At 71.5% G+C, this 11,713-nt stretch carries 13 protein-coding genes; 7 read left to right on the forward strand and 6 right to left on the reverse strand.

Features of this window, described 5'->3' with window-relative positions; genetic code table 11:
- Positions 1-6 precede the first annotated feature (6 nt).
- The 6 genes from pstA to OG598_RS29490 form a co-directional block, all read right to left on the reverse strand.
- Positions 7-1,095, reverse strand: a complete 1,089-nt coding sequence (pstA, locus tag OG598_RS29465; RefSeq protein WP_328651973.1) for a phosphate ABC transporter permease PstA — start codon at positions 1,093-1,095, stop codon at positions 7-9.
- Complete coding sequence (gene pstC, locus OG598_RS29470; RefSeq protein WP_328651974.1) at positions 1,092-2,183, reverse strand: phosphate ABC transporter permease subunit PstC; 1,092 nt, start codon at positions 2,181-2,183, stop codon at positions 1,092-1,094. Before pstC ends, pstA begins: the two co-directional genes overlap by 4 nt.
- 38 nt (positions 2,184-2,221) lie before the next feature.
- Entirely contained in the window at positions 2,222-3,328 is a 1,107-nt protein-coding gene (gene pstS, locus OG598_RS29475; protein ID WP_328651975.1) for a phosphate ABC transporter substrate-binding protein PstS, read from the reverse strand.
- 291 nt (positions 3,329-3,619) lie between these two features.
- On the reverse strand, positions 3,620-4,546 hold the full coding sequence (gene mshD / locus OG598_RS29480) for a mycothiol synthase (protein WP_328651976.1): 927 nt from the start codon (positions 4,544-4,546) through the stop codon (positions 3,620-3,622).
- A gap of 58 nt (positions 4,547-4,604) precedes the next feature.
- Entirely contained in the window at positions 4,605-5,483 is an 879-nt protein-coding gene (locus OG598_RS29485; protein WP_328651977.1) for a polysaccharide deacetylase family protein, read from the reverse strand.
- A 154-nt stretch (positions 5,484-5,637) separates the two neighbouring features.
- A complete protein-coding gene (locus OG598_RS29490) occupies positions 5,638-6,357 on the reverse strand; it encodes a winged helix-turn-helix transcriptional regulator (protein ID WP_328655473.1) in 720 nt (239 codons plus the stop codon).
- Positions 6,358-6,598: 241 nt separating this feature from the next.
- On the opposite strand from OG598_RS29490, the gene OG598_RS29495 reads away from it, so the two are divergent.
- The 7 genes from OG598_RS29495 to OG598_RS29525 all read left to right on the forward strand — a co-directional run bounded on the left by OG598_RS29495 (position 6,599) and on the right by OG598_RS29525 (position 11,699).
- Positions 6,599-7,657: a hypothetical protein gene (locus OG598_RS29495; protein ID WP_328651978.1), complete on the forward strand. Its 1,059-nt coding sequence runs from the start codon at positions 6,599-6,601 to the stop codon at positions 7,655-7,657.
- 104 nt (positions 7,658-7,761) lie between these two features.
- Positions 7,762-8,550: an LmeA family phospholipid-binding protein gene (locus tag OG598_RS29500; protein WP_328651979.1), complete on the forward strand. Its 789-nt coding sequence runs from the start codon at positions 7,762-7,764 to the stop codon at positions 8,548-8,550.
- 104 nt (positions 8,551-8,654) lie between these two features.
- Positions 8,655-8,732, forward strand: coding sequence for an Ms5788A family Cys-rich leader peptide (locus OG598_RS29505; RefSeq protein ID WP_310503780.1), 78 nt, complete (start codon positions 8,655-8,657; stop codon positions 8,730-8,732).
- A gap of 206 nt (positions 8,733-8,938) precedes the next feature.
- A complete protein-coding gene (locus OG598_RS29510) occupies positions 8,939-9,787 on the forward strand; it encodes a sulfurtransferase (protein ID WP_328651980.1) in 849 nt (282 codons plus the stop codon).
- A 2-nt stretch (positions 9,788-9,789) separates the two neighbouring features.
- Entirely contained in the window at positions 9,790-10,110 is a 321-nt protein-coding gene (locus OG598_RS29515) for a DUF1416 domain-containing protein (RefSeq protein WP_091402852.1), read from the forward strand.
- Positions 10,111-10,305: 195 nt separating this feature from the next.
- Positions 10,306-10,764, forward strand: a complete 459-nt coding sequence (locus OG598_RS29520; RefSeq protein WP_328655474.1) for a winged helix-turn-helix domain-containing protein — start codon at positions 10,306-10,308, stop codon at positions 10,762-10,764.
- Between the two features lie 71 nt (positions 10,765-10,835).
- Positions 10,836-11,699, forward strand: coding sequence for a hypothetical protein (locus OG598_RS29525; RefSeq protein ID WP_328651981.1), 864 nt, complete (start codon positions 10,836-10,838; stop codon positions 11,697-11,699).
- The last annotated feature ends 14 nt before the right edge of the window (positions 11,700-11,713 follow it).

Raw genomic sequence — 11,713 nt, forward strand, 5'->3', positions numbered from 1 at the left:
CGGGGTTCATCGGCTGAGCCTGTTGCGACGGGCCAGCAGCTTCGCCGCGATCGTCAGGATGAGCACGAGGGCGACCAGGGTGAGTGCCGCGGTCCACGCCCGTGCCGGGGCGTACTTCGACGCGTCGCCGGCCTGCTGGTAGACGAAGAGGGACAGCGACGACTGGTTGTTCTCGAAGGGGTTGGTGTTGATCGCGGCGCCACCGCCGGCGACCAGCAGCACCGGCGCGGTCTCACCGGCCGCGCGGGCGATGGCGAGCATGACGCCGGTGACGATGCCGGGCAGCGCCGTCGGCAGCACCACCCGCAGGATGGTCTTCCACTTGGGTACGCCGAGCGCGTACGCGCCCTCGCGCAGTGGCGCCGGTACGAGGCGGAGCATCTCCTCGGTGGACCGGACGATGGTGGGCAGCATGAGCACGCTCAGCGCGAGCGCGGCGGCGAAGCCGGAGAAGCTGGGCCGACCGTCGTTGAACCACGGCGACACGATCAGCACCCAGAACGCCAGCACGAAGAGGCCGGAGACGATCGACGGAATGCCGGTCATCACGTCCACGAAGAACCGGATCGCGAAGGCGAACTTGCCGCGCCCGTACTCGACGATGTAGATCGCGCAGAGAACGCCGAGCGGGACGGTGATCAGGGTGGCGATGCCCACCTGCTCCAGCGTGCCGACGATCGCGTGGTACGCGCCGCCGTTGGCGTCCCGGGCCCCGATGTTGTTCATCGAGGTCTGGAAGAAGTTGGCGTCCAGTCGGTCGGCACCCTTGCTGACCAGCGTCCAGACCACCGACACGAGCGGCAGCACCGCCAGCACGAAGGCGGAGTGGATCAGTGCGCTCCAGGTGCGGTTGCGGGCCGATCGGCGCCCCTCGACCGCGTTGGCGGCGGCGAAGAGCCCGACCAGGTAGAGGATCGCGCCGAGGACGACCACGAGGACCGGGCCGCCGATGCTGGCGCCGTAGACGATCACGGCGGAGAGCGCCAGGGCTGCCACGGCGATGGCCGGGGCGGCGTACCAGGGCAGCCGCTTGGCCCGCAGCGAGTTGGGCTGGGCCGGCGGCCGGGTGCGGTGGGAGGTGGCGGTTGTGGTCATGCGGCCGACTCCGTGAACTCCCGGCGGCGGTAGATGATCGCCCGCGCCGTGATGTTGACGATCAGCGTGATGGTGAACAGCACCAGACCGGAGGCGATGAGCGCGCCCCGGCCGGTTTCGTTCGCCTCGCCGAACGCGTTGGCGATGTTGGCGGCGATGGTGTTGCCGCCGTTCTGGATGAGGTTGAACGAGATGCCGAAGGTGATGCCGAGGGTCAGCGCCAGGGCGATGGTCTCGCCGAGCGCCCGGCCGAGGCCGAGCATCATCGCGGCGATGATGCCGGGACGGCCGTAGGGGAGCACCGCGGTGCGCAGCATCTCCCAGCGGGTGGCGCCCAGGGCGAGGGCGGCCTCCTCGTTCGCGGTGGGGGTCTGGAGGAACACCTCGCGGGAGAGTGAGGTGATGATCGGCAGCACCATGATCGCGAGCACCAGGGCACCGAGCATGACGGACGCCCCGAAGGGGCCGTCGCCGCCGAAGAGCGGGATCCAGCCGAAGTGATGGTTCAGCCAGACCGAGAAGTCCCGGACGGGGCTGCTGAAGACGTCCCGCCCCCAGAGGCCGAAGACCACGCTCGGTACGGCGGCCAGCAGGTCGACCAGGAAGCCGAGCGCGGTGCCCAACCGGCGCGGCGCGTAGTGCGAGAGGTAGAGCGCGATGCCGAGCGCCACCGGCACCGCGATGAGCAGTGCGAGCGCCGAGCTGAGCACGGTGCCGAAGGCGAGCGCACCGATTCCGAACTTCGGCTCTGTCTCGTTGGGGGACCAGCCCTCGTAGGACCAGAAGTTCTCGGTGTTGGCGCGTAGGGCCGGCACCGCCTTGGCGACCAGGAAGATCGCGATGGCGGCGATGATGACCAGAACGGCGGTGCCGGCGGCCAGGGTGAGGCCGCGGAAGGCCCGCTCGGCGCCGAACTTACGGCTGCGCGGCAGCGCGCCGCCGCCGCCCAGCCCGGTGCCGCCCGGGGAACGGGTGCTGACTGGTGCCTCGGCCACACGCGCCGAGGCACCGGCGGGCCACTCGTGACTCTGGGTCACGCGCGTCCCGCCGGTGCCGGCGTCGGCCGAGCGGTGAGGGGTTTCACCCATCTGCTCGCTCGATTCGGTTGCGAAGGTGTGGAATCGGGTCAGGAGAGGTTCTTGACCGCGGTCTCGACCTTGGTGCGGACCGTCTCCGGCAGCGGGGCGTAGCCCAGCTCGGTGAGAGAGGCCTGGCCCTCGGCGCTGGCGGCGTGCCCCAGCAGGCCCTTGACGAGCTTCAGCTTGTCGGCCGCGAGGCCCTTGCTGCAGACGATCTCGTACGTCGCCAGGACGATCGGGTAGGCCCCGGCCTCCTTGGTGTTGTAGTCGATCTTCAGCTTGAGGTCGTCGCCCTGACCCTCGACGGCAGCGCCGGCGATGGTCTTGCCGGCCGCCTCGGCGGTCAGCGCGGCGAACTCGCCGTTGCCGTTGCCGATCTTCGACATCTTCAGACCGGCGTTCTCGGCGAACGACCACTCCATGTAGCCGATGGAGCCGTCCGCGCCCTTGACCCGGCTGGCCACGCCGTCCGAGCCCTTGGCGCCGGTGCCGCCCGGGGCCTTCCACGCCTTGGCGTTGCCCAGGGTCCAGTCGCTCTCAGCGGTCTTCGAGAGGTACTTGGTGAAGTTGTCGGTGGTGCCCGACTCGTCCGAACGGTGGACGGTCTGGATCGTGGTCGCCGGGAGCTTGGCCTCCGGGTTGTCGGCCTTGATCGTGGCGTCGTCCCACTTGGTGACCTTGCCGGCGAAGATCTTCGCCAGGGTGGCCGGCTTGAGCTGGAGGTTGTCCACGCCGCTGACGTTGTAGGCGACGGCCACCGGGCCGATCACCATCGGCAGGTGGATGGCCTTGCCACCGACGCACTTGGCGTCCGCCTGCGGCTGCTCCTCCGGCTTGAGCGCGGAGTCGGAGCCGGCGAAGTCGGCGGTCCCGGCGATGAACGCCTGGATGCCGGCGCCCGAGCCGGAAGCCTCGTAGTTGATCGTGGTGCCCTGGCACTTCTGCTGGTACGCCTTGATCCATTCGGCCATGGCGTTCTTCTGCGCCGACGAGCCCTGGGCGTTCAGCGTGCCGGTAGCGCAGTCGACCGCGGCGGCCGAGCCCGAAGCACTCGCGCCGGAGGCGGGCTCGTTGTTGTCCGAGCCGCATGCACTGAGGCCGAGCGTCGCGGCAAGAGCGAGGCAGGCAATAGTGCCGTACCGCTGGAGCTTCACCTGAGGGGTTTCCCTTCGCGTCTGACTTGGCGCCCCGATCCCGGGGCCCGAGGACCGGCACTGACCGGCTGACACGAAAGTTAGAAGTGCCAGGTAGCCGGTTCGCCGGTCGCAAGTGAACGCAAGGTGAACACGTACGGCCCCTGAGGTGACCGCTTGCCGAGGGTGAGTTGTCCGTTAAGTGAACCCGGATACACCTGTCGGAAGTATGGGTATATTTCCGGTTCAGCGTTATCTCGCCGACGCTCGGCCGTTACCGACCGGTGACGCGGTCAGGGCGACGGCCGACGGTCAGCCCAGGTGGTAGTTGATGTGCGCGGACCAGCGGGCGAAGCCCAGCCGCTCGTAGAGCGCGACGGCCCCGGTGTTCGAGTCGTCCACGAAGAGCATCACCCGGTCGAGGCCACGCTTGTCCCGCAGGTGTGCCAACCCGGCGGTGGTCAGAGCCCGACCGAGCCCGCCACCGTGCGCTGTCGGCTCCACCCCCAGGACGTACACCTCGCCGATCCGGGCCGACCCCGGCCGCTCGTGCACCTTGGTCCAGTGGAAGCCGAGCAGTCGGCCGGTCGCGGTCTCTTCGGCGAGCAGGAAGCCGGCCGGATCGAACCACGGCTCGGCGAGGCGGACCCGCAGGTCGTCCGACGTCCACCGGCCCTGTTCAGGGTGCTCGACGAAGGCTCGTGCGTTGAGGGCCAACCAGGCCGTGTCGTCCGCCCCGGGCCGGAACGCGCGTAGCGCCACCCCGTCGGGCAGGCGCGGCTCACCCAGCGGGGCGGCCAGGGGCCGGCGCAACTGCCAGAGCACCCGGGCGCGGGCGAAGCCGAGGTCGACGGCGAGCGCGGCGGCCGAGGGGTGGTCGCCGTGCGCCCACGCCCGCAGCGGCCCGGTGGCCGAGGCGAGTACGCCCCGGGCCAGCGCCCGTCCGGTGCCCCGCCGCCGGTACGCGGGGTGCACCACCAGCTCGACCCCGATCCCACCGACCGGGTCGGTGGTGTCCAGGTGCGCGTAGCCGGTGAGGGTGCCGTCGTCGGCGCGGGCGATCAGGTGAACGGCGGGGGCGTCGGGGTCGCGCAGCCGCAGCAGGACGTGTTCGTCGAGCGGGTCCGCTCCGTCCGTGTCACCTGCGGCGCTGGCGAGGGCGAGTACGTCGGCGATTTCCGCCGGCGCCAGTTGGTCGCTCCGGGTCACCTGGTCGCTGGTCGGCTCCGCGCTGCTCATCCCGCCACCGTATCCGTTGCGTGTCGTGACGCCCGGAGCGTCGCCGTAAAGCCGTGGGTCACGTCGGGTCGGTGGGGAGTGCCTCCAGCTCGAACCGGGCGGTCAGGTCGGGCAGGATCCGGCGCAGTGCCTCCATCGTGCCCTGTCGGTCACCACCGGCGTCGTGCAGCAGCACCACCGAACCCGGTTGGGCCTGGCTCAGCACCGTCGCGGTGATCTTGCTGGCGCCGGGTAGCTCCCAGTCCGACGGATCCACCGACCAGTGCAGCGGGGTCATGCCGAGCTGCTGCGCCACCGACACCACCGGGTACGTCCAGGCGCCGCCCGGCTGGCGGTACCAGACGATCGGCGCGTTCGGCACCGCCGCCCGGATCGCGGCGTTGGTGCGCAGGAGGTCGGAGCGGATCGCGTCGGCCGACCGGGCGCCCAGGCCGACGTCGTGGTGCCAGGAGTGGTTGCACAGGGTGTGCCCGGCGTCCACGATCGACTGGATCAGGTCGGGGTGGTTCTGCGCGTTCTCGCCGACCACGCAGAACGTGGCGCGGACGTCGTATTCGCGCAGGAGGGCGAGGACCTGCGGCGTGTAGCGCGGGTCCGGCCCGTCGTCGAAGGTCAGCGCGAGCCGCGGGGTGCCGGTGGTGGCGTGGGCACCGAACAGGTTGTCGTCTCCGGCGTCCCGTCCGGACCCGTCCTGGCCGGTCTCGGCCGGGCCGGTCTCCGCCGCGCTTGCGCTGGCGCTCGGGGCTCCGCCCGGCTCGCCAACGCTGGGTTGGTCGGCGTAGTGCGGTCCGTCGGCGCTCGTGGTGACACCTGTGGACTGCCGAGGCGTCTGGTCGGGGACGAGGCTGCGGCCCAGCACGTACGCGGAGCCGAGCAGCCCCGCCACCACCAGTGTCACGATCCCCGCGGCGCGCGCGGTCGAGCTGCCCCGCGTCACGACTTCCGCCTGGTTTGCCGGTCACGCCGGCCCGTCGCCCCCGTGTTCAGTGCGCGCACCGTCGCCCCTTTCTCCGACAAACCCGGCAGTCAGAATAGATCTGCCAAGCTGCGCAAAAAGGGCATATGGGAAATCGCCCGGAGTGGTCTCCGGATCAGACCGGCAGGGGCGCGTGCTCCGCCTCGGGAAGCGACCGCGACGGCGGAACGACGAACTTGTAGCCGACCTGGCGGACGGTGCCGATCATCGACTCGTACTCCGAGCCGAGCTTGGCGCGCAGTCGCCGGACGTGCACGTCCACGGTGCGGGTGCCGCCGAAGTAGTCGTAGCCCCAGACTTCGCGCAGGAGCTGGTCCCGGGTGAACACCCGGCCCGGGTGCTGGGCCAGGAACTTCAGCAGCTCGAACTCCTTGTAGGTGAGGTCGAGCGGACGGCCCTTGAGCTTGGCCGCGTAGGTGTCCGGGTCGATGTTCAGCTCGCCGGCCCGGATCGAGCCACCCGCGCCAGCTGTCGTGTTGTTGAGCCGGCCCACCGCCAGCCGCAGCCGTGCCTCGACCTCGGCGGGGCCGGCCGAGGCGAGGATGACGTCGTCGACGCCCCAGTCGGCGTTGAGGGCGATCAGACCGGCCTCGGTCACCACCGCTACCAACGGCACGCCGAGCCCTGTGGCGTGCAACATCCGGCACGTCGCGCGGGCCTCGCTCAACTCCGATCGGGCATCCACCATCACCGCGTCGGGGCTGGGGCCCGCGACCAGGGTGCGAACATCACGCGGCGCGGTGCGGACCGAGTGCGGCAACAGGTCGAGCGCCGGCAGCACAGCCGACGGTTCACCTGCGCGCGCAGTCACCAGCAGCAGGATCTCCACGATCACCTCCGTCCCGGCGGCGCACGGCCGCACGCGACCAGTCGCACCCATCAAGGAGTGCGCTGAGAAATTGCGTGGTCCCGGCGTCGCTGACGGGCGGGTAACGCGTTGAGCCTAACCGATCGCCTCGGCCGCGCCGTCAGGCCATTTCCCGTTTGTCTATCTTGCCCCTGATCGCGGCCCGGATTTTAACGTCGCCGAAACCCGTGACCACCGCGTCGGGCCGTCGGTCTGGCACGATCGGGTCGTGTTTCCCTCCACCTCGCCCGAGGCCGGCCGCGAATCGTGGCCCGCTGGGCCCCAACCGGGTCCGGCCGCCGCAGCGACGCGCGGCCAACCGCCCGCGCCGCGTACCGGTCCGGCCACCACCGATGGCGACCGCCGCGAACGGGGTGGGCCGCGCCGTGCCCGCCGCGCCGGCGAGCCGGCCCGCCGATCCGAAGAAGAGATCGACGAGCCGGAAGAGGAGGTCATCCCCCCGGTCGCTGTGCACCGTCAACTGGCGCTGACCATCGCCGGCTTCGCCGCGTTGCTCGGTGTCGGCCTGGTGCTCGGCGCGCAGACGTCCGGCCCCGGTCACCGGCTGCCGTTCGCCTTCATCATCTTCGGCGTCCAACTGCTGTTCGTGCTCGCCTGGACGATGGCCATGCGTCCGCCCGCGCTGCTGGTGGTCGCCGGGATCAGCGCCGCGGTCGCGGCGTTCGTCGACATCGCGGCGGTGCAGACCGACGTCGCCGGCCTGGCCCCGCTGGGCTACCTGGCCGCCGGTGGGTTCCTCGCCGCTGTGCTCGGCCAGCTGGTCCGTCGGGTCGACCGGGTCCGGGTCACCGACTCCCTCGGCTCCACGCTGCTCATCGTGGTCGGGGTGGTGGCCTTCGGCACCCTGATCGTGCTCAGCCGGATCCCGGCCGGCACCCAGGCGATCACCGTCTGCCTGACCGCGAGCGGTGTCGCGCTCACCGTCGCCCGGCTCACCGACGCCGTACTGCCCTGGCCCCGGCTCGCACCGCAGGTGCCCCGTGGCGCCGCCGGCGTGGTGGCCGGCGCGATGGTCGGCACGCTGACCAGCGCCCTCCTCGGCAGCTACCTGGTGGCGCCCTTCACGCCGACCCGGGCCGCCGTGATCGGCCTGGTCGCGGCGGTCACCGCCGTCCTCTCCGACCTCGCCGTGGGGTACGCGGAGGCGGGCCGGTTGATGGCCGGCGAACCGCCCACGATGTGGGTGGCCCGGCACATGCAGGGCCCGCTCGGCGGCTTCGCCCTGGCGGCGCCCGCCGCGTACGCCATGTGCATGCTCTTCCTCTGAGTCACGGTTGAGCGCTGAGCCGGTCGGGTACCTACGGGTGCGCCGCCCTGCGGCGTCGGTACGAACGACCCGTCGCGGCGCGACGGGCGGAGACAGGAGGCGGCGTGGCGCAGGACTATCCGGTGGACCAGGCGCGACCCCGACGGCGTGGCCGCAAGCTGCTCATCGGGCTGTTCGTGCTGCTCCTGCTGCTGGCGGGGTTGCTGGTGGTCGCCGACCGGGTCGCGGTCGGGGTCGCCGAGCGGATGATCGGCGACCGTGTAAGCCAGGAGATCGCCAAGCAGGGCGCGCAGTCCGCCGCACCTGAGGTGGAGGTGGGCGGAACTCCGTTCCTCACCCAGGTGCTGGACGGCCGTTACCAGCGGATCACCATCAACCTGCGGGACGTGCAGGCCTCGGTCGAGGGCGACGCCGTCCGGCTGCCGGTGCTCGACGTGACCGCCCGCAACGTTCGGGCCTCGCTGGACACCCTGCGCACCGGCCAGGGTGACGTCGTGGCGGACACCGTCAACGGTGCCGGCACGATCAGCTACGAGAGTCTGGCCGCGCTGCTGAACCGCCCGGGTCTCACCCTCGGCGAGCAGAACGGCAAGCTCACCGTCAAGGCCCCGGCCGACATCCTCGGTCAGAAGCTCACCATCAGCGGCACCGCCGACGTCACTGTCGCCGACAACGGCGCGGTGGCCCTGCGGTTCAACGACCTGGACGCCGCGGGTCTGCCGAACCTGCCGCTGGCTCGGGCCTTCCTGAGCAACTACGCCAAGAGCATCTCGATCGACGTGCCCCTGCCGGAGTTGCCGTTCCAGCTCGCGGTCCGGGAGGTTCGTCCACTGCCGGAAGGGCTGGCGGTCACCGCCGACGCCAAGAACGTGCCGATCAACTCCGCTGGCTGACGCCGGAGGCGCGGTGGGCCGCCGAATTTCTCGGCGGCCCGAACGATCCCGGATGGTGGTCGGCCCAGTGGCAGCACGGTCACTGGCTGGTACGCTCCCTGACCATGGGGACCCACCTCACCAAACGGCGCGCGGTCGACCTGTGCCGCGTGGCCACCTGCCTGTGTCGCCCCGTCATCTGACGGCGGGGCTGTCTCCGGCCGCCTGACGGCGGCCACCGGCAAAGGGTTCTCGCACCCTCCGGTCAACCCACCGAACGCCCGGCAGCGGCGCCGTCGCACGAACCCGTGATCCCGTCCTTCCGCTGGGTCCCGCGCGTGGTGCGACAGTTACACCTAGCGATTCGCGCGCGTTGGCTCACCATCCATCCTCACCAGGGAGTGATTCGATGAGTCGCGACACCGCACTCGTTTCGGCCGAGTGGGCCGAGAAGAACCTCGACGCCTCGGGCGTCGTCTTCGTCGAGGTCGACGAGGACACCTCGGCCTACGAGACCGGCCACATCGCCGGCGCCATCAAGATTGACTGGAGGACCGACCTCCAGGACCAGGTCCGCCGGGACTTCGTCAACAAGACGCAGTTCGAGGCGCTGCTCTCCGAGCGGGGCATCAGCAACGACGACACAGTCATCCTGTACGGCGGCAACAACAACTGGTTCGCCGCGTACGCCTACTGGTACTTCAAGCTCTACGGCCACCGTGACGTGAAGCTGCTCGACGGCGGCCGCAAGAAGTGGGAGCTGGACGCCCGTCCGCTCGTCACCGACGCGGTGTCCCGCCCGGCGACGCAGTACGTCGCGCAGGAGCCGGACACCTCCATCCGGGCCTTCCGCGACGAGGTCGTCGCCGCGATCGGCACCAAGAACCTGGTCGACGTGCGCAGCCCCGACGAGTTCGCCGGTCGCCTGCTCGCCCCCGCCCACCTGCCGCAGGAGCAGGCGCAGCGGGCCGGCCACATCCCCACCGCGATCAGCGTGCCGTGGTCCAAGGCGGCCAACGAGGACGGCACCTTCCGGTCCGACGACGAGCTGCGCAGGATCTACGGCGACGCGGGGCTCGACGACGGCAAGGAGACCATCGCGTACTGCCGGATCGGTGAGCGCTCGTCGCACACCTGGTTCGTGCTCCAGGAGCTGCTGGGTCACCGCAACGTCAAGAACTACGACGGCTCCTGGACCGAGTACGGCTCGCTGGTCGGTGTGCCGGTCGCGCTCGGCGACGAACCCGGGGAGGCCTGATCATGACTCTTCCCACCGCCGCGGGTTGCGCCGCACCGGACCAGGCCGCGCCGCTGCCGGCCAGCCTGGATCTGGAGAAGGAAACCGTCATCACCGGCATCGTCCGCTCCGCCGAGGCCGAGCCGGTGCCGGGCGCGTACGTCCGGCTGCTCGACTCGACAGGTGAGTTCACCGCCGAGGTGGTCACCTCGGCCGCCGGGCAGTTCCGGTTCTTCGCCGCGCCGGGCTCCTGGACGCTGCGGGCGTTGTCCCGGCACGGCAACGGCGACACCGCTGTCACTGCCGGCCGAGGCGTCAACGAGGTTGCCGTCACCGTCGCCTGACCCACTGCTCTGATCGACCGGGGCCGGTCACCCTCCCGGGGGTGGCTGGCCCCGGTCGTTTCTTCGTAGCGCGCCGGCACGTCGGGGCGGGTCCCGAAATCCATCGGCATGCGTCACTATCTACTGGTGAATTTCAGGGATGAAAGCGGCGGGTCCGGCGAAGCGGTCCCCATCGTCCTCTGCGTGGGCACTGACATGTCGCTGCGGGAGCGGGTGCTGAGCCAACTCGACGGGCGCGCCCCGGTGCTCAGCTGTTCCGATCTGACCGAGCTACGCGAGCTGTTGTCGTCGCCGACGGGCCGGGCGTCGGTCAGTCCCACGGTCCTGCCGCTCACCGAGGCGCGGGGCCTGGTGAAGTGGGGTGAGCTGGTCGTCGACCGGGCCGGACGTCGGGTCACCTGGCGCGGCGAGGTGCTCCCGCTGACCCCCACCGAACGGGAGTTGCTCACAGTGCTCATCGGCCCACCGCTGGCGGTGTGGAGCTACGAACGGCTCTGCGCCGCCGCGCTGGGTGGCGCGGACACCGCAGCGCTGCAATCCACGATCAGACGGCTTCGTCGCAGGCTGCGGGGCCTGCCGGGCGGACCGCAGGTGCACACAGTGCGAGGGGTCGGCTATCGACTCGACCCGCCGCCCCGGCTGCACGACCACTGACCCGCTGTCGCTCCGTCGGGTCGACCGCCTCCGCTGCCGGCCCGGCGGCGGGCGCGTGACACCATGGCCGGGTGAGCGGTGCTGTGCAGACGGGTTGGGCCTCTTCGGCCGGCCCTGCCGCGCCGACACCGGCCCGGTCGCGGCGGCGTTGGCTGCTGGCCGTGACGGTGGCCTGGGCGGTGCTGCTGGCCGGGCTCACCTGGACATCGGTGCGGAACGACCCGCCGACCGTGCGCGAACAGCGTTCCCTCGATCAGGCCGGCCCGGTGGTCGACCGGGCGGTCGGCGAGTTGGCTCGCGCGGCCGGTGCGGCCGGTCTGCTGGAACTGAGCCCCGCGCGGGTCGCGTCCGGCTGCCGGGTCACCCCGTTCGCCGACGGGGCGAGGTTGCGGCGCGAGGTGGGGGTGCTCGCTGCCACCGGTGACGAGCGGGCCGTGCTGGCCGGCATCGCCGAGCGGCTGCCGGCGAGCTGGCGGGCCGGCGTCGGGCCCGGGGTGGACGGTCCCGAGCTGCGCGCCGACGCCGGAGAATTCGTGGCCGTCGAGGGCCGGCCGACAGTGGACGGCCGGCTGCGACTGGTCGTCGACACCGGTTGCCGACCGGTCGGCGCCGGCTACACGCCGTCCCCGGCCACCGCCGCCGGCCCGGAGGTCGCCGCGCTGACCGCCGCACTGACGGCCCTTGACCGACCGGGTGACGCCGCGTCGGAGCTGGTCACCGCGCCCTGCCCGGGCGGCGGGCTCGCCCGTACCGCCTGGTCCACGAACGGTCCCGGCCCGGCGGCCTCGACGGCCGCACTCGCCCCGCTGGCCGGCAACGCCCCACTGCTGGACCAACCCCCGGTGTACGCGTACCGCAGCGGTGCCGTCACGGTGCTGGCCGAGATCAGCGCGGACGCCACCCGACTGGCCGCCACCGTCGGCTGCCCGAGCTGAGCCGGGCCGTCCGC

The sequence above is a fragment of the Micromonospora sp. NBC_00330 genome, from assembly GCF_036136635.1.
Lineage (GTDB): Bacteria > Actinomycetota > Actinomycetes > Mycobacteriales > Micromonosporaceae > Micromonospora > Micromonospora salmantinae.

What these genes read in the sequence shown, in the direction of transcription:
- OG598_RS29515 (WP_091402852.1), top strand. Translation starts at nt 9,790, where the DNA reads ATGACTCTTCCCACCGCCGCGGGTTGCGCCGCACCGGACCAGGCCGCG.
- OG598_RS29520 (WP_328655474.1), top strand. Translation starts at nt 10,306, where the DNA reads ATGTCGCTGCGGGAGCGGGTGCTGAGCCAACTCGACGGGCGCGCCCCG.
- mshD (WP_328651976.1), bottom strand. Translation starts at nt 4,546, where the DNA reads ATGAGCAGCGCGGAGCCGACCAGCGACCAGGTGACCCGGAGCGACCAA.
- OG598_RS29510 (WP_328651980.1), top strand. Translation starts at nt 8,939, where the DNA reads ATGAGTCGCGACACCGCACTCGTTTCGGCCGAGTGGGCCGAGAAGAAC.
- pstA (WP_328651973.1), bottom strand. Translation starts at nt 1,095, where the DNA reads ATGACCACAACCGCCACCTCCCACCGCACCCGGCCGCCGGCCCAGCCC.
- OG598_RS29505 (WP_310503780.1), top strand. Translation starts at nt 8,655, where the DNA reads ATGGGGACCCACCTCACCAAACGGCGCGCGGTCGACCTGTGCCGCGTG.
- pstC (WP_328651974.1), bottom strand. Translation starts at nt 2,183, where the DNA reads ATGGGTGAAACCCCTCACCGCTCGGCCGACGCCGGCACCGGCGGGACG.